This window comes from Bacillus sp. FSL K6-2839, from assembly GCF_038003365.1.
Lineage (GTDB): Bacteria > Bacillota > Bacilli > Bacillales > Bacillaceae > Bacillus.
The window spans coordinates 39666-57649 of record NZ_JBBOOZ010000002.1; the positions used below are offsets into that span (position 1 = coordinate 39666).

The window sequence follows — 17984 nt, forward strand, 5'->3', positions numbered from 1 at the left end:
AAAAAAGAAAAAAATGAGAAAACGATGAGAAAAAAAGTCATCATTTTCTTTATTTTCCGCTTCAACGTAAGGGAGACGCGGTCTTCCTTTCAATCTATCGTTCTCTGATCGCCAAAAGACGATGAAATGGTTTAGTAGAAAACGACCTTCCCGTTTAATACGTTTCAAATATAATCATTTTTCTATCAAAAATCTCGATCTATTTTCCAGTTTGTCAGATAATCTCTCAGAAAATCAGGCTTTTTCATATGTCACATCACCCATTAGCTGACTCTTATCTATGTAAAAAATGGATCAGATGGCATATGAATATACTTTTTCACTAAGAAAATGTCTCTCTTTTCCGTTATTTTAGTATATTAAATATTGAGCAGATAACCTTCAAACGTGTTCAGCCGAAATTGTTGCTTTATAATAAAAGGAGCAAGATGATCATGTGAAAGGAGCGAGTAGACTGTGACACCACACATTTTTGTCGCCAAACCATTACCTGCCTCTTTTGAGGAAATGCTAAAGGAACATTGTACATACGAGGTGTGGCAATCCAAAGACCCCATTCCAAAAGGTATTTTGTTTCAAAAACTGCAGCATGCTGATGGTCTTTTAACGTCTGGAACGAAAATCGATCAAGAGCTATTAGATCACGCACCAAAACTCAAAGTAGTGAGCAATAACTCTGTTGGCTATGACAATTTCGATATAGAATTGATGAGGCAAAGAGGCGTAATTGGTACACACACGCCTCATACACTCGATCATACTGTTGCTGACCTTGCATTTTCACTCATTCTTTCCTCTGCGCGAAGAATTGCCGAGCTTGATCGTTTTATCCGTGAGGGAAAATGGACGAAATTTGTACAGGAAGAAGATATCTTTGGCATCGATGTCCATCATCAAACGCTTGGCATTATTGGCATGGGACGAATCGGAGAGCAAGTAGCCAAACGAGCCGCACATGGTTTTGATATGAACGTCCTGTATCATAACCGCAGCCGGAATGAAAAGGCTGAATCAGCATATGGCGCTTTATATTGCACACTTGATGACCTGCTAAAGCAAGCCGATATCATTGTGTTGATTACACCGCTGACCAATGAAACGTATCATATGATTGGAGAACGGGAATTGAAGTTAATGAAGCAAACGGCTTTATTTGTAAACATCTCACGCGGGAAAACAGTGGATGAAAAAAGCCTCATTCAAGCGCTTCAGGAGGGATGGATCAAAGGCGCAGGTCTTGATGTGTTTGAGCAGGAACCGCTTCAGGAGAATCATCCTTTCAAAGAAATGAACAATGTCACCCTTGCTCCTCACATCGGTTCTGCTACTGAAACAACACGGGATCTTATGCTGAAACGAGCCATTCATAATGTGATTCATGGAATTGATGGCAAAGCCCCTGTTGATATTGTGAAGGAGCTTGCTTCATCTTAATCGGAAAAGACGCAGGATTCGGAGCTGCGTCTTTTTATTTATTTCATCAGAAGGTTATCAGGAAAAAAGCCTCATTTTAGCAAAGAACCTGTTTCTTTACATTTCCTTCATGTTCGGGTGCTATAATATGAGGTAGACAAGCATCAAGAGGACAGCATCCGATTTCCTTAATAGGAGGATGAAGATGAAAAAAATCAGTTCGGTTTTTACTATGTTTGCTCTGATCGCTGCTATTCTGTTTTCTGGTTTTATTCCGCAGCAAGCCTATGCCGAAACACCTCTTACACAGACCGCCACAAATGAAACAGCTACTATTCAACTTACATCAGATGTTCATACCCTTGCCGTCATTAATACGTTTGATGGTGTAGCAGATTATTTAATTCGCTACAAACGACTGCCTGATAACTACATCACAAAATCACAAGCAAGTGCTCTTGGATGGGTGGCATCAAAGGGAAATCTAGCAGAGGTTGCCCCAGGTAAAAGCATCGGTGGAGATGTTTTCTCTAACCGGGAGGGACGTCTTCCTTCAGCAAGCGGCCGAACATGGCGTGAGGCAGATATCAACTACGTCTCTGGCTTCCGAAATGCTGACCGCCTCGTGTATTCAAGTGACTGGCTCATTTACAAAACAACAGACCATTATGCAACTTTCACACGTATTCGATAATCAATCAAAAAACAGCCCCATTTGACCTAGGGCTGTTTTTTATGCTGCTTATGGCAACAGAGTTTTCACGTATTCCTCAAAAGGCAGAGGCAGCGGTTTTTTCGACACTTCTTCATGTTCATGTGTGGTGACATGATCCTCGGTGACGATTACACGTCCTGTTGGTGTGAGTTTTGACGCAAGCGGTCTTTTGTTAAAAGGAGAGGCTTCATTTTCATAAATCTCATGTCTCATTTGGACCAAAGTAGGCTCGCTCACCTCTTCCAATGTGAAAGCATAGCCTGTTTCAGCGCCTTCCCCCTTATCTAATTGGAGCAGATGCGTTCCTTTTTCGGTGTCCTCTTCTTTGACTCGAAACCGAATAGACGCTCCTTCCACCCATTCTTCTGTAAAAGGTACAGGCTGAAGAGGTAAATTCACACCAAATCCCGCATCAATAAGGAAGCGTTCGTTGTGATGGTTCAACGTCATGGCGACGTGCGTGCCATCAATTGCCCATGTGCACGCTTCTTTGTTATACACGGTCCCTTGAACGAGCTGTACAGCAAGCCCTGCCTCTTTTAACACATAATATAAGAGAGGATTGAGATCGTAGCAAAGACCTCCTCTTTCTCCTTCAAGAAGATGCTGCTTCAACCCCTCTTGATTCAAGGCATAGGATTGTTTGTTCAGCACAGATCTATTTTCAAATGGAAAGGTGTAGGCCATCTTTTTTAATAATACAGGCAGGTCATCAAAGGTGATGGACTGGCCTTCGTATCCGATCTTCTGTAAAAATGCTGATTGCATCATATTCATTCCCTTCTAAAAAAACTGAGTCTGTGAAGAGACTCAGTTTTCTTGATTGATAAAATCCGTTAACGCATCAATGGCTTCTTGTTCATCCGCACCATCTGCTATCAGTTTGACAGTGACCCCAGAACTGATCGCAAGGCTCATGAGACCCATAATGCTCTTCGCATTGACCTTTTTTCCGTCCTTCTCTAGAAAAATTTCAGCCCCAAAGCGATTGGCTTCTTGTACGAACAAAGCAGCGGGACGTGCCTGCAAGCCTGTTTTTAACTGGATGGTGACCGTTTTTTCCACCATATGATCTGCCTCCCTTTTTCATTCTCCTATTTGAGTGTAACAGCTTGTCCGTTTCGTAATTGTTCTGCAATTTGATCTAGCTTTCTTAAGCGGTGGTTAATGCCTGATTTGCTGATCTTGCCGCTTTCCACCATTTCTCCCAGTTCCTTTAGCGTGACCTCTTGATAGTCGACTCGAAGTTTTGCAATTTCACGCAGCTTATCCGGCAGGGCATCAAGTCCAATTTTTTCATCAATGAATTGAATGTTCTCGACCTGGCGCAGTGATGCACCAATCGTTTTATTCAAGTTTGCTGTTTCACAATTGACGAGCCGGTTCACGGAATTTCGCATATCACGGACGATCCGAACGTCTTCGAAGCGAAGAAGTGAATTATGCGCACCTACAACGCTTAAGAATTCGGTAATTTTTTCGGCTTCTTTCATATACGTGATGTATCCTTTTTTACGCTCAAGTGTTTTACTGTTGAGTTGAAATTGATTCATCAGCTCACAAAGGGCATCATTGTGTTCTTTATATAGTGAAAAAATCTCAAGGTGATAGGAAGACGTTTCTGGATTATTCACAGAACCGCCTGCTAAAAAAGCACCTCTCATATAGGAGCGCTTGCAGCATCTTTTCTTTACAAGCTCTTCTGAAATATTGCGCTCAAATACAAATTGCTCACCCAATATTTTCAAATCCTCTAAAATGGTTTTCGCTCGTTCTACCAGTCTGACAATATACACATTATTCTTTTTTAATCTCATTTTCTTACGAACGAGCAGCTCGACTGTGACATCATATTTCTTTTTCAGCAGCGTATAAATCCGTCTTGCGATGGCTGCGTTCTCTGTCTGTATATCTAGAATTAATTTTCGATTAGAGAAAGATAATGAACCGTTCATACGGATGAGGGCAGAAAGCTCTGCTTTTGTGCAGCAGTCCTTCACGTCCAGATTAGTCAGCTCTTTTTTTGTTTCGGATGCAAATGACATCCTTGCCACCCCCATTCCTATTTTTTCTTATGCAGCAGGTCGACAAGCAGCGAGGCTACTTTCAGCGTGTCGTGACGAATCACATGCTGGTCATATGTAATGATTTCCCCAGGGATGACTTCCAGTCCCATTGCCTTGAGTACATCTGTGTCGAACTGTACAGGCTGTGCCTGTTCTTCTGCATATTTTGCTTTGATCTCTTCTGGAATTTCTTTATTGTTCACAAAAATGGTATCGATAAATGGACGAACCATATGATCATTTAATGCCTGCACATGATCAGCTGCACTGTAGGAAAGCGTTTCCCCTGGCTGCGTCATGACATTGCAAATATACACTTTTTTCGCCTTCGAGCGAATCACTTCTTCGCCAATATGCGGTACAAGCAAGTTTGGCAGGATACTTGTATACAAGCTGCCTGGCCCAATGACGATCAAATCAGCTTCACGAATGACTTGAATCGATTCTGGGAGCGGTTCAATCGTATCGGGTGTGAGGAACACTCGTTTAATTCGCTCACCGTAGGTTGGGATTTTTGATTCTCCTGTCACCACTTGCCCGTTTTCTAATTCAGCATGAAGAACAACACTTGAATTCGCTGCTGGCAAGACTTTTCCTCTCACATTTAAGACCTTGCTCATTTCTGTGACGGCATGAAAAAAATCACCGGTTATATTTGTCATGGCCGCAAGAATGAGGTTGCCAAGAGAGTGGCCTGTTAAGTCATTCCCTTTGTTAAAACGGTGCTGAAATAAGTCTTCTACAAGCGGTTCAACATCAGAGAGAGCTGCAAGGACATTTCGAATATCGCCTGGAGGCGGAATATTCAAATCATGCCGCAGTCTGCCTGAGCTGCCTCCGTCATCAGCAACCGTTACAATAGCGGTAATGTCCACTGGCTTTGTTTTTAGCCCTCTGAGCAAAACAGATAAGCCAGTGCCCCCACCAAGAATGACCACCTTTGGAAGTGTCGTCATCTATTTTCTGCTTCTCTTTTCAATGTCCCGGTGAGTGACATGAGTGTAGTAGTCATTTTTAAAATACTCCGATAAGTAGTTAGCTAGCGTCACTGATCGGTGCTGTCCGCCTGTACAGCCAATAGCGATCACAAGCTGACTTTTTCCTTCTCGTTTATAGGACGGAAGCATAAAGCTGAGAAGGTCAATTAATTTCTCTGTGAATTTTTGTGTCTCGCTCCATTTCATTACATAGGAGCGCACTTCTTCATCGTTTCCAGTCTGTGGACGCATGCTCTCAATATAGTAAGGATTCGGCAGAAATCTCACATCAAATACAAGATCAGCATCAATCGGCAGACCGTATTTAAAACCGAAGGACATCACATTCACTGTAAACACCTGCCCTTGGTTCGTGGCAAAGTGCGCGACAATTTTTTCTCGAAGCTGTTTTGGTTTTAAATCCGATGTATCAAAAATCATTTGCGCCCGGCCTTTTAACTCTTCTAACAGGTCGCGTTCCATTGCGATTCCTTCGAGGGGCAAACCTGTTGTCGCAAGGGGATGCGAACGTCTCGTTTCTTTGTATCTTGAGACAAGCACCTTATCGTTTGAATCTAGAAATAATATTCTTGGTGTGATCCAGCCAAGATCACTCATTTCATCTAAAGCTGCAATTAAGCTGTCAAAGAATTCTCGTCCGCGTAAATCCATCACAAGGGCAACCTTGCTCATCTTAGAATTCGATTCCTTCATGAGCTCTAGGAACTTCGGTAAAAGTGATGGCGGCAAGTTATCTACACAGAAGTAACCTAAGTCTTCAAAGCTTTGAATGGCAACGGTTTTCCCCGCACCTGACATTCCTGTAATAATCACAAGCTGAATATCTTCTTGTTTGTTCGTATTCATGCCTGCTTCCTCTCCTTCTTTATGAAAACGGTTCATGTATTAGTCTCCTTGAGGATCTAACCGATAAGCAATCAATTCAAAATCAGGTGTATACGTAAAAGTACCGTGCAGAAGTCCTTTTCCCTTTAGCATGAAATCAAGAATATGGGAATCTCCTGGAGCCATCGGTAAATGAGGCACATCTTTTACTTCATGCCACTTTAAAATGCCTTCCTCTGACTCTGTCACGTTTTTTCCAGTAAATGAATCTGCCATAAAGGTGAACATCATCCACTCTTGAACGATTTGATCGCCTTCTTTTATGATAAAGGTAAAAACACCTTTTAACTGAGGATTTAAAATATAAATTCCTGTTTCTTCTCTATACTCTCGAACGACTGAATCCTTGACCGATTCTCCGCTTTCCATTTTGCCGCCCGGCGCTACCCACCAGCCCCGTCTTGGCTTTTGCAGCAAGAGAACTTGATCTTCGTGATGCAGCACACAATTGGTTACTCGTTGCATCAGCTGTCACCTACTCTTTTATGTCTTTAACTTATTATACAGGTTCATCCTGACTCTCACAATGAACATGCCCCTTCTTCACCGAAAACAGACCGGATTTCGTCTGAAAGAGGTGGCGGGCAATTTCTCTACTCTTTATTTTACAGCATCTAATGGTTCTCCATGCGTCATTTGTGAACATCTCATGAATTTCTGATTTTAAGCAAAAAAAAGGACACGGATTCTCATCCGTGCCAAACATGAATTCCTTATAAAAGGGGGTCAATTACTAGTTTTATCATAACGGATAATTATTTCACCCGTGTTACATTCCAGTTAAAAGCCCATGACGCTATATTAAGGATTTACGACAGCCATTTATTTCGCTGCTTTCAGCTTTTCAGCAAGCTCTTCTACATAATGCTGTGCGCTTTGTGCGGCAATACTTCCGTCACCTGTTGCTGTCACAATTTGACGGAGTGTTTTTTCACGAATGTCACCAGCGGCGAAAATGCCTTCCACTCTCGTTTCCATTCTTTCGTTTGTCTCGATATATCCTTCTTCATTTGTAATGCCGAGATTTTCAAATGGTTTAGATAGTGGGAGCATCCCGATATAGATAAAGACGCCGTCTGTTTTAAAGTCTTCTTCTTCACCAGTCACCGTATCAATCAAGGTCACACTGCCGACTTTACCGTTTTCTTCATTAATTTGTTTAACTGTTTTGTTCCACATGAAGTCGATTTTTTCATTATCAAAAGCACGCGCTTGTAAAATGCTTTGTGCACGAAGTTTATCGCGTCTATGAACGATCGTTACTTTTGACGCAAAGCGTGTGAGGTATACACCCTCTTCTACCGCAGAGTCTCCGCCGCCAATGACCACGAGCTCTTTGTTTTTAAAGAAAGCACCGTCACATACTGCACAGTAAGAGACGCCCCGGCCGCCAAGTTCTTTTTCACCTGGTGCACCGATTTTTTTGTATTCAGCACCTGCCGCAATAATGACAGAGCGTCCTTTGTATTCTTTTGAACCGGCTTTGACGATTTTGTACTCTTCACCGTCTACGATTTCTTTGATATCGCCATATGCATACTCAGCACCGAATTTCTTCGCATGCTCAAACATTTTATTTGAAAGTTCTGGTCCTAAAATGCTTTCAAAGCCAGGATAGTTCTCGACATCTTCCGTATTTGCCATTTGACCGCCTGGAATCCCTCTTTCAATCATCAATGTTGAAAGATTTCCCCGTGATGTATAAACAGCGGCTGTCATTCCGGCAGGTCCCGCTCCAATGATGATCGTATCGTAGATTTTTTCTTCTGACACAACTGTCACTCCCTCTTCAATTGCTGCTAGCATTTCTTATTAGAATGCCCTTGGGTGATGCTTCCATTCATGACAGAGAGCATCAATTCCACTCTTACTTTTATTCCTTACCCATATCCTATTAAATCTGCGGATAATAAGCGAATCATTTGCTCATATCTTCAAAAAAAGAAAAAGCTTCCTTAAACTGCTGTTTAAGGAAGCCTGTTTACGGTTATATAGTAAGTAACGATTTATTCAACGACTCTTCTCACAACGCCATTGAATGCTTTTTTCCAGTAAACATTGCTCATAGAGTCAACTGAAACACCGCGAGAGCTGTTATCGTTCAAGAATGTACCGTTTCCTAAGTAAATACCAACGTGTCCATTTACTTTATACGTATCAAAGAACACAAGGTCTCCGCGTTTCATGTCAGATGCACTTACAGCTCTTCCTTTACCTACAAGCGTATCTGTTGTTGTACCGCCAACTGGTCCAAGGTTGATGCCTGCTGATGCGAATGCCCAGCGAACGAATGAAGAACAGTCAAAACGACGTGCATCAATATCGGCTTGTGATCTGCCGCCGCCCCATTTATACGGAGATTGTCCAACGATGGTAGAACCTGTGCTGATTGCACCTTCGATTCCGCCTACGTTACTGCTGACAGGTGATCCACCGCCAGAAGATGGCTTCTTGCTTGGTGAACTGCTGTTGTTATTATTATTTGAAGATCCACTGTTACTGTTATTTGAAGACGGGCTGCTGTCGTTAGTTGAGCTGTTGTCTTCCGCTTGAACACTCGCTTGACGCTGCTCTTGTCTTTGTGCTTTTTCTTCTTTTGCTTTTTGAGCTGCTTCTCTCGCTTCTTTTTCAGCTTGTTTTTGAGCAGCGATTGTTGCGTCTTTTTCAGATGCAATGCTGTTAGCCTCACTGTTTAACTCGCTGATTTCAGAAGAAGCACTTCCTTTTTGCTTTTTCACTTGCTTGAATAGCTGGTCTTTTTCATCAAGCTGTTTATTCAAGTCTGTTTGAAGCGTTTCAAGCTTTGCAAGTGTCTTTTGAACATCTGCAAGCTTTGTGTTTAATTCGTTTTCAGACTTTTGAAGCTCAGCTTTGTCTTTTTCTTGCTCTTTAATGATTTCGCTGTCTGCGTTGATGAGTGTAGATACTGCACCTGCACGGCTGATGAAATCGCTAAAGCTTTTCGCTCCTAGTAATACATCTATGTATTTCGTAGAACCGCCGCTTTCTTGAAGCGCACGTACACGCTTTTTCAAGAACTTGTTTCTATCTTCAATACGTTTTTCAGTATCAGCTATTTCTTGTTTCAGTGCTTTGATTTCTTTTTTCGTTTGTTCATTTTCTTTTTGTTTTTCTTCGATTTGATCACTTGTTTTTAAAGCTTTCTCGTCAATTTCTTTTAGCTTTAGTGCAAGTGCCTCTTGTTTTGCTTCAAGCTTTGAAAGCTCATCTTTTTTCTTTTGAAGGTTTTTGTTGACCTCAGATTGCTTGCTGTCCAGCTCTTGTTTCTTTTGTTCAAAGTTCTGTGCGTTTGCTTCATGAGTAAATGGGATAAATAAACTGCTCGCTCCGATGACCGAAGCTAAACCGAAAGTAATAAACTTTTTCACGAATAGTTCCTCCTTTGACAATTTCCAAGCGACATGAGAAAGCAGCAAATTCTCTGCGGCCAATCTGTGCTATCTATGTCTTTCTTCCTGATTGATCAGTCAGATGTTGACCAGATTGTTTCTATCACTAGGTGTTTCATTATGTATAGTAAAATAACTAAATATATGTCTTTGTTTTAATCCACGATTTTCATTATACATGAGACATCGACAAAATGAGCTAATATTTTTATTACATTTATGTTTCAAAAACATGTCGTGATTGTCATACTTCGCCAAATCCTTGCAAATCCCACCTTTTTATCCAAGAAAAAAGCATGACCTTTTCGGCCATGCTGCAATCTGCTGAATCTATTTACCTATTTAATCGATTAACGCACAAATGACTTGTTCATATTTAGACAGTGTTTGAACGCTGATTTGAAAAGAGGCTGCAATCTCTTTTTTGCTCACAGCTGATTCTTCTTGCTCCTTCATCCATAAATAATAAGATGCTGCTGCCCATGCAGGCGCATTTTTCTTATCTACGCCAGAAGCACGTGCCTGCTGAATAATATGGAATAACCAAAAATAAGGCATATGGCTGTCAGGCTGAACAGCTTCTTCCAAGCTGGATGCCGCCTGTTTTGCGAAAACCGCATCTTCTGAAAACGACCGCACTTCCATTTCATCTTCGTATAAGAGCAGTTCGATGAATTGCTGTTCGAAGGCTGTTTTCGCTGCGTGTGCATCAAGGACAGATTGAAGAACGTCACGTTCCCCTTTTTGTTTGCTCACATAGTACGCAGTCAGCCGCTCCTCAATGGAGACCATTGGCTCAGTCTCCTCGGGTTTATCCTGCCACGGCTTGATTTCATCTGCATCGATATCTTCTTCGACCATCTTATTCCAAACCGTCTGTGCAAGCGTTTTGTGGCCTGTATAATAAGCTGCGCTTGCGAGCCAGTATAAAAATGTACTATCTCCCTGAAAGCCTGTTTTGTACAAAGAATAAAGCCATTTAAAGGCCCATTCAAATTCTCCAACTAGGGCAAATGTTGCGCCAAGCTTATAACGCTGTTCACTTAATATTGGATACACGTGCGTTAATTGCTTCGCTAACGTATTGACCTTTTCTTCTTCTTTTTCATAATGATAGAAGACAAGCTGGTTGCAAAGGGCATGCAGATTACCCGGATTTTCATGAAGAACCCGGTTCAACATCTCTTTCGCCTGATGGATTTGACCAGAATAAAAATAGGCCAAAGCGAGATTATTATACGCTGACCAAAATTCTGGATACTCAACAATCATCTGTTCCAGCATTTCAATGGCTTCATCAAGCCTGCCGCTTTCTAGCAAGTGATTCGCTTGATCCTGCTTGACAATCAGGTCATCCTGATCGTAAGGAAAATCTTCGTCCTCTTCGTCGCTCATATCGAGCAGGTCGAGGAGATCGTCATTTTCATCTGCAAATTCCCCGTTCTCTTCCAATGAAGCATAGGCAGTAGCTGACTTATATGCCTCTTGAAAGAGTCCTAGATTCGCATAATTATTGGCTTTAAAATAGTGACACTCAGACATGTTTTCATCGATATGTTCAAGTATGAAATCAAGCAGTTCATTTGATTGTTGGTAATGACCCATTTCAGTATAAATAATGGCAAGCTGTGATAGCATTTCTACATTTTCAGGCTCAAGTACGATAGCCCGCTGTATCAGCTTACTCGCTTTAGATAGATTTCTTTCTCTATAAGCTTTTAGACCTTTATGAAAAAAGTAATGCCCATCTTGGAATAGCTGGACGACTTGTGTGTGATTATTTTGAGAAGTGTATTTACTCACCGATACCCTCCATTTCGAACAGTGTACCGTGTGTAGTATAACATACTTCACGAGTCGTCACATAGAACAAAAGAAAAGGAAGGATTTGTTTTTCACTCAAAAACAAAAAGCCAGAGGTGCCCCCGGCTTTTCACTCACCTTGATGACGCTTTTTTAATACTTTTAATACCTCATCAAGCGGCAATTGCTGTTCACGTAATAACACAAGCAGATGATACAGGAGATCGGCTGTTTCCCATTTCAATTCTTCTTGATCCCGGTTTTTCGCTGCAATGATGACCTCTGACGCTTCTTCCCCTACCTTTTTTAGGATTTTATCGACCCCTTTTTCAAATAGATAGGTTGTATAAGCGCCTTCTGGCATTTCTGTCTGACGTTTTGCAATCACCTGTTCAAGTTCATTTAAAATCGCAAAACGATCCTGCTCTTCCGTTTGAAGCTTCACGCCTTCTTCCGAAAAGCAGCTATAGCTGCCAGTATGGCAGGCTGGTCCACTTGGTGTGACAAGAACAAGCAGAGCATCTTTGTCACAGTCATATCGAATGGATGTGACTCGCTGAGTATGCCCAGATGTGGCGCCTTTGTGCCAAAGCTCGTTTCTCGACCGGCTGTAAAACCATGTTTCCCCTGTCTCCAGTGTTTTTTCATAGGATTCTTGATTCATATACGCCAATGTCAATACTTCCTTACTTTGAGCATCCTGTACAATCGCAGGTATCAGGCCTGCCTCATTAAAGGATAATTCGTTTGCCTGTTTCATCTGACCTTCACCCCGTGTTCTCTCAAGTATGTCTTTACCTCTTGAATTGAAGTCTCTTTATAATGGAAAATGGAGGCTGCTAATGCTGCATCAGCTTCTCCTTTTGTAAATGCCTCCAGCATATGCTGGGCATTGCCAGCGCCTCCCGAGGCAATGACAGGCACGGTGACGGCTTCTGACACAAGCTTTGTTAATCGATGATCAAAGCCTGTTTTCTCACCGTCAACATCCATACTTGTCAGTAAAATCTCTCCTGCTCCCCTCAGCACGGCTTCTTTTGCCCAATCGCTGACCTCTATATCCGTTTGACGGCGCCCTCCGTGTGTGTAGACCATGTACTCTTTTTTCTCTTCATCGTACTTTGCATCTATTGCGACGACGATGCACTGGGAACCAAAGAAATCGGCGCCTTCTGAAATCAGTTCTGGTCTTAAAACTGCCGCTGTGTTCACAGATACTTTGTCTGCACCCGCTCTTAATAAGCGCTTCATGTCATCAAGGTGGTTAATTCCGCCGCCTACCGTAAAAGGGATGGCAAGAGTGGACGCCACTTGCTTGACCACATCCACCATCGTTTTCCGGCCTTCATGAGAGGCAGAAATATCAAGAAAGACAAGTTCATCCGCACCTTCCTCATCATACATCTGCGCTAATTCTACCGGATCACCAGCATCCTTTAAGCCGAGGAATTGCACCCCTTTGACCACACGCCCTTCCTTCACATCGAGACATGGGATGATTCGTTTTGTCATCATACGCGGTCAAGCCCTTCAATTGCTTCAGCTAAAGTAAACCGCTTCGTGTAAAGGGCCTTTCCAATGATCGCACCAGAAACACCTGACTGTTTTTGTGCTGACAGCTTTTGAAGATCAGCTAGCGCGCTTACACCACCTGAAGCAATGACTTGTTTGCCGGTAGCTTCCGCTAAGCGAACTGTACTTTCCACATTGGGTCCAGACAGCATGCCATCCTTTTGAATATCCGTGAAAATAAAGACCTCCGCGCCTTCCTTTGCCAATTCTTTGCCGAGTTCCTCCGCCTTCACTTTCGACGTTTCAAGCCACCCCTCAGTCGATACAAAGCCATTTCGCGCATCGATCCCAATCGCTATTTTCTCCCCATATTGGGCAAGCATTTTTTTCACAAAGGCGGGATTAGAAACAGCGGAGCTGCCAAGGATGACTCTAGCTACACCATTGTTTATATAAAAGGCAACGTCTTCTTCTGTCCGAATGCCGCCGCCAATTTGTACATTCACATCTAAGGATGAAGCAATCGCCAGTACATGCTCATGATTGACGCGGTTCCCTGCTTTCGCACCATCTAGGTCAACGAGATGAATCCACTTTGCTCCTTCATTTGCAAACCGCGCAGCCATATCAAGCGGCGAATCTCCATAAATGGTTTCTTGATCATAATCTCCTTGCACAAGCCGTACACATTTGCCATTTCTCATATCAATCGCTGGATACAATGTAAATTCACTCATTTGTTCACCCTCTGTTCGTTTGCTAATTGAATAAATTGTTTGAGCAGCGCCATTCCCGTTGTACTGCTTTTTTCAGGGTGAAACTGTGCGCCAAGCACATTCCCCTTGCCGACAACTGCTGGTACTTGAACGCCATAATCCGCACTTGCTAATTGCTCTTTTGGATTCATATCACTTACATAATAAGAGTGAACAAAGTACGCAAATCCTTCCGGTACACCATCAAACAATGGGGAGGGCTGATGAAATGTGAGCTCATTCCACCCCATATGAGGCACCTTCAGCCTTTGCCCATCCTGGTCGCGATCCTTTAAAAGAACGACACGCCCTTTTAACAGCCCCAAACCTTTCGTACGTCCTGCCTCTTCACTTTCTTCAAATAACAGCTGCATCCCGAGACAAATACCAAATAGCAGCTTTCCTTCCTGCACAACTTGGTGGATAAACTCTTCAAGTCCTGTCTGTTTTAACAGCTGCATCGCATCACGAAACGAACCGACCCCAGGCAAAATATAAGCATCTGCCTTTTTGAGCTCCTCCACATCAGAGGAGACGATATAACTGGCACCTGCTCGTTCCAGTGCTTTTGATACGCTGAACAAATTTCCCATTCCGTAATCAATGACTCCGATCATTAGAGCATCCCCTTTGTCGAAGGAATCCCTTTCACACGTGGATCAATGGTTGTTGCCTCATCTAGGGCACGTGCCATCGCTTTAAAAATGGCTTCAATCATATGGTGCGTATTGGTTCCGTAGTGAACAATCACATGAAGATTTATACGAGCTTCTAGCGCAAACTTCCAAAGAAACTCATGCACGAGCTCTGTATCAAAGGTACCGACCTTTTGACTTGGAAAGGCCGCTCTCATTTCCAAATGAGGGCGATTGCTTAAGTCGACCACGACCTGGGCAAGCGTTTCATCCATCGGAACAAAGCTGGAGCCATACCGCTTAATTCCCTTTTTATCACCTAACGCTTCCTTAAACATTTGCCCAAGCACGATGCCGATATCTTCTGTTGTGTGGTGATCATCAACATCCGTATCTCCTTTCGCATCGACGGTCAAATTAAAGTGTCCATGCTTCGTAAATAAATCAAGCATGTGTGTCATAAAAGGGACATCTGTTTGAATATCTGCTTTTCCTTCCCCATCAATCTCTAACGCTAACGAAATATTCGTTTCATTTGTTTGTCTCGCTGTTTCCGCCTGTCTCATGACGATTCCTCCCGCTTTCTCGATTCAATCGACCTTGCATGCGCTTCGAGCCCTTCTAATCTGGCAAAAGCCGCAATGCTATCCCTGTGTGTCTCAAAGGCTTCTTGACTATATGAAATAATGCTCGTTTTCTTTTGAAAATCAGTCACACCAAGCGGGCTGGAGAATCTAGCCGTTCCGTTGGTTGGCAGCACGTGATTTGGTCCTGCAAAATAATCTCCCACCGGCTCAGGGCTATAACGCCCTAAAAAAATCGCCCCTGCATGCTTGATTTGACCAAGAAGTGATTCTGGATATGCTGTCAGCACTTCTAAATGCTCTGGCGCTAACTGGTTGACGACGTCTACTGCACGATCCATAGATTCTGTCACGTATATACGGCCATAATCTTGTATGGATTGAGCTGCAATTGATTTTCTTGGCAAGGTGTCCAGCTGCGCTTGCACCTCAGCCTGCACGTTTTCAGCAAGTGTCTTAGACGGTGTCACCAAAACACTAGATGCCAGCGCATCATGTTCTGCCTGCGAAAGTAAATCAGCCGCTACCTCATGTGCCGATGCCGTATCGTCTGCTAGAACCGCAATTTCACTTGGACCGGCAATCATATCAATGTCTACCAGGCCAAATACTTCCCGCTTTGCCAGGGCTACATATATGTTGCCTGGACCTGTGATTTTATCAACAGACTGGATGCTTTCTGTTCCATAGGCAAGTGCCGCAATCGCCTGCGCACCGCCCATTTTATACATCTCAGAAATACCGAGCTCCTTTGCAGCAGCCAGTACAGCGTCTGAGAGATGGCCATCTTTCCCTGGAGGTGTGACAAGGACAATTCGTTCAACACCAGCGACAAGCGCCGGAATCACATTCATTAAAACAGATGATGGATAAGCAGCTGTTCCGCCGGGGACATACACACCGACTGCATCGAGCGGTGTCACCTTTTGTCCGAGCATCGAGCCATCCTGCTGGTGATAAAACCAAGAGGATGTCAGCTGACGCTCATGGTATGTGCGAATATGACGGATAGCCGTTTGAATCACCTGAATCATGGCTGGGTCCAAGCGTTCGGAGGCTTTTGTCATTTCCTCCTCTGTGACAAGCGGATCTTCAAGCAGCACTCCATCAAATTGCTTTGTAAAAGACTGTACCGCTTGATCACCATTTAGCTTCACTTCTTGTATAATCCGCTGAACAGCCAGGCGCTGCTCTTCCGTACCTGTATCTATAGTCCGCTTGAGCGAGAGAGTCTCTGTCTCACCTTCTTGTATGTAGGTGATGTTCATGATGTTTCCTCCCCTTCAATGATTCTTGCAAGGCGCTGCGCCATTTCATCGATCACCGCATCCTTCATCCGATAGCTCACAGGATTGACAATAAACCGTGACGTAATATCACAAATATGCTCCGTTTCAACAAGTCCATTTTCCTTGAGTGTTTGACCTGTAGAGACAATGTCAACAATACGATCGGCAAGTCCGATGAGCGGTGCTAATTCAATGGAGCCATTCAGCTTAATGATCTCCACCTGCTCCCCTTGTTCTCTAAAATAAGAAGATGCGACATTTGGGTACTTTGTTGCCACACGCGGCGCGACACCGCCCCAGCTGGCTCCCGGTAATCCGGCAACCGCTAAATGGCATTTGCTGATTTTTAAATCGAGCACTTCGTACACATCACGAGCTTCTTCGAGCATGACATCCTTCCCTGCAATGCCAACATCTGCTACACCGTGCTCTACATAAGTCGTCACATCCATTGGCTTCGCTAAAATAAAGCGGAGGTTTTCTTCCGGTACATCAATGATTAACTTTCTTGAATCCTCGAATTCCTCTGGCAGCTGATATCCCGCCTGTCTTAACAGCCCAGCTGCTTCTTCAAATATCCGGCCCTTTGGCATCGCCATCGTCAACACTTTACCCATTTGACTCTCCCTTTCTAGCGCCGATAAAATAAGTCACCTGCTCAAATGCCTTGGTCATCGCGTCAATATTTTCAATCCCTGCTAAGTCTTGCAGGACGATCTTTTTCCCTTTTGACCGCTCCTTTTCTGCAAAAGCAAAAGCCTCCAGCCTTTGTTCTTTACTAAAAATCACTGCCTCCTGCGGCTCATTGATTTCTTTTGCATCAAGCGCTTCAAGCAGACGGTCTAATCGAAGTCCGAATCCTGTAGCTGGTGCAGGTGCATCAAAATGAGCCAGCAATTGGTCATATCTGCCGCCACTTCCGATGACTGATCCAACATGATCTGCAAATACTTCAAACAAAATGCCCGTGTAGTAGCTCATATGACTCACCATGCTTAAATCTAAACGGATATATTCTGTACAGCCGTAATCTTCAAGAGTCTCCCAAAGCGATTTTAACTGTGTGAGCACCTCTTTTCCCTCTTGTGAAACGACGATTTCCTCTGCCCGCTCTGTGACTTCCTGGCCGCCTCTTAACTCTAAAAGCTGTAACAGCCTCGTTTTATCGATGGAGGAGAGTGGCAATTGCTTCACATGCTGGCGGTATCCTACATAATTCTTTTCATATAAGAATCGGCGGAGGACGTTTGCACGCTCTGTATTTCCCAATACATCTACAAATAACGTCTCTGCTAAAGCGACATGCCCGATCGCGATTTTGAAGGACTTTAGCCCGGCATTTTTTAATGCAAATACGACAAGCGCGATCACTTCAGCATCTGCACTAATCGAACCGTCACCAATCAACTCAATTCCGACCTGCTCAAATTCTGATGGCCTTCCGCCTTCTCTTTCCTGCGCCCGGAACACATTGGCCGCATACCCAACGCGAAGCGGATACGCCTGTTCATGAAGCTTTGAAGCCGCCACTCTCGCAATGGGTCCCGTCATATCAGGTCTGAGTACAAGGGTTTGCCCGTTCTGATCTAAAAGCTTAAAGAGCTGTGTATCTGTAATCGCCGATTGAACACCGACTGTATCGTAAAATTCAAGCGTTGGTGTCTCCATCAAACGGTAACCCCAGCCATTCATGACCTCTGTTAATGAATGTCTCACTTTTTTCTTCGTCTCATACAATCCTGGTAATGAATCCCGCATACCATATGGTTTCTCAAACATAAACATGCTCTTCTGCACCTCCAACACATTAAAACAAAAAATTCCGAATCCTTTAGTTCGCTAATATGATAATATGCTAACAAAATAAAGTAATTAAATCAATCATTTTTATTTTCTCTCTATTTTCATGAAAAATTTGT

Annotated in this window: 19 protein-coding genes; 2 read left to right on the forward strand and 17 right to left on the reverse strand. The window is 43.3% G+C overall.

Annotated elements, in window-relative coordinates; genetic code table 11:
- Nucleotides 1–456 precede the first annotated feature (456 nt).
- A complete protein-coding gene (locus MHH26_RS14345; protein WP_307500291.1) occupies nucleotides 457–1434 on the forward strand; it encodes a 2-hydroxyacid dehydrogenase in 978 nt (325 codons plus the stop codon).
- Between the two features lie 184 nt (nucleotides 1435–1618).
- A complete protein-coding gene (locus MHH26_RS14350; RefSeq protein WP_034660072.1) occupies nucleotides 1619–2107 on the forward strand; it encodes a ribonuclease in 489 nt (162 codons plus the stop codon).
- Nucleotides 2108–2155: 48 nt separating this feature from the next.
- Here MHH26_RS14350 and MHH26_RS14355 read toward each other — a convergent pair whose 3' ends face one another.
- The 17 genes from MHH26_RS14355 to MHH26_RS14435 form a co-directional block, all read right to left on the reverse strand.
- A complete protein-coding gene (locus MHH26_RS14355; protein ID WP_340973860.1) occupies nucleotides 2156–2899 on the reverse strand; it encodes an arylamine N-acetyltransferase family protein in 744 nt (247 codons plus the stop codon).
- Between the two features lie 39 nt (nucleotides 2900–2938).
- The gene (locus tag MHH26_RS14360) at nucleotides 2939–3196 is read right to left on the reverse strand and encodes an HPr family phosphocarrier protein (protein WP_106043544.1); all 258 of its coding nucleotides are present in this window, start codon (nucleotides 3194–3196) and stop codon (nucleotides 2939–2941) included.
- 26 nt (nucleotides 3197–3222) lie between these two features.
- Nucleotides 3223–4173 (reverse strand): DNA-binding protein WhiA, encoded by a 951-nt coding sequence (gene whiA, locus MHH26_RS14365; RefSeq protein WP_034660076.1) that lies wholly within the window; start codon nucleotides 4171–4173, stop codon nucleotides 3223–3225.
- Nucleotides 4174–4190: 17 nt separating this feature from the next.
- Nucleotides 4191–5150, reverse strand: coding sequence for a gluconeogenesis factor YvcK family protein (locus MHH26_RS14370; protein WP_034660077.1), 960 nt, complete (start codon nucleotides 5148–5150; stop codon nucleotides 4191–4193).
- The gene (gene rapZ, locus MHH26_RS14375) at nucleotides 5151–6038 is read right to left on the reverse strand and encodes an RNase adapter RapZ (RefSeq protein ID WP_034660713.1); all 888 of its coding nucleotides are present in this window, start codon (nucleotides 6036–6038) and stop codon (nucleotides 5151–5153) included.
- Nucleotides 6039–6077: 39 nt separating this feature from the next.
- Nucleotides 6078–6542 carry an 8-oxo-dGTP diphosphatase gene (locus MHH26_RS14380; protein ID WP_003213484.1) on the reverse strand — a complete coding sequence of 155 codons (465 nt, stop codon included), beginning with the start codon at nucleotides 6540–6542 and terminating at the stop codon, nucleotides 6078–6080.
- A 357-nt stretch (nucleotides 6543–6899) separates the two neighbouring features.
- A complete protein-coding gene (gene trxB / locus MHH26_RS14385) occupies nucleotides 6900–7850 on the reverse strand; it encodes a thioredoxin-disulfide reductase (protein WP_034660715.1) in 951 nt (316 codons plus the stop codon).
- Between the two features lie 233 nt (nucleotides 7851–8083).
- Nucleotides 8084–9466 carry a C40 family peptidase gene (locus tag MHH26_RS14390; protein ID WP_340973862.1) on the reverse strand — a complete coding sequence of 461 codons (1383 nt, stop codon included), beginning with the start codon at nucleotides 9464–9466 and terminating at the stop codon, nucleotides 8084–8086.
- A 363-nt stretch (nucleotides 9467–9829) separates the two neighbouring features.
- Complete coding sequence (locus MHH26_RS14395) at nucleotides 9830–11290, reverse strand: tetratricopeptide repeat protein (RefSeq protein WP_034660079.1); 1461 nt, start codon at nucleotides 11288–11290, stop codon at nucleotides 9830–9832.
- Nucleotides 11291–11420: 130 nt separating this feature from the next.
- Nucleotides 11421–12050, reverse strand: coding sequence for a bifunctional phosphoribosyl-AMP cyclohydrolase/phosphoribosyl-ATP diphosphatase HisIE (hisIE, locus tag MHH26_RS14400; RefSeq protein WP_034660080.1), 630 nt, complete (start codon nucleotides 12048–12050; stop codon nucleotides 11421–11423).
- Nucleotides 12047–12805: an imidazole glycerol phosphate synthase subunit HisF gene (gene hisF, locus MHH26_RS14405; RefSeq protein ID WP_034660081.1), complete on the reverse strand. Its 759-nt coding sequence runs from the start codon at nucleotides 12803–12805 to the stop codon at nucleotides 12047–12049. Before hisF ends, hisIE begins: the two co-directional genes overlap by 4 nt.
- A complete protein-coding gene (gene hisA / locus MHH26_RS14410; RefSeq protein ID WP_307500298.1) occupies nucleotides 12802–13539 on the reverse strand; it encodes a 1-(5-phosphoribosyl)-5-[(5-phosphoribosylamino)methylideneamino]imidazole-4-carboxamide isomerase in 738 nt (245 codons plus the stop codon). The genes hisF and hisA overlap by 4 nt, the downstream gene beginning before the upstream one ends.
- Nucleotides 13536–14174 (reverse strand): imidazole glycerol phosphate synthase subunit HisH, encoded by a 639-nt coding sequence (gene hisH, locus MHH26_RS14415; RefSeq protein WP_034660083.1) that lies wholly within the window; start codon nucleotides 14172–14174, stop codon nucleotides 13536–13538. Before hisH ends, hisA begins: the two co-directional genes overlap by 4 nt.
- Nucleotides 14174–14758 carry an imidazoleglycerol-phosphate dehydratase HisB gene (gene hisB, locus MHH26_RS14420; protein ID WP_034660084.1) on the reverse strand — a complete coding sequence of 195 codons (585 nt, stop codon included), beginning with the start codon at nucleotides 14756–14758 and terminating at the stop codon, nucleotides 14174–14176. The genes hisH and hisB overlap by 1 nt, the downstream gene beginning before the upstream one ends.
- Nucleotides 14755–16044, reverse strand: a complete 1290-nt coding sequence (gene hisD, locus MHH26_RS14425) for a histidinol dehydrogenase (protein WP_340973863.1) — start codon at nucleotides 16042–16044, stop codon at nucleotides 14755–14757. The genes hisB and hisD overlap by 4 nt, the downstream gene beginning before the upstream one ends.
- Entirely contained in the window at nucleotides 16041–16682 is a 642-nt protein-coding gene (gene hisG / locus MHH26_RS14430; protein ID WP_340973864.1) for an ATP phosphoribosyltransferase, read from the reverse strand. Before hisG ends, hisD begins: the two co-directional genes overlap by 4 nt.
- The gene (locus MHH26_RS14435; protein ID WP_106030538.1) at nucleotides 16675–17850 is read right to left on the reverse strand and encodes an ATP phosphoribosyltransferase regulatory subunit; all 1176 of its coding nucleotides are present in this window, start codon (nucleotides 17848–17850) and stop codon (nucleotides 16675–16677) included. The genes hisG and MHH26_RS14435 overlap by 8 nt, the downstream gene beginning before the upstream one ends.
- Between the last annotated feature and the right edge of the window lie 134 nt (nucleotides 17851–17984).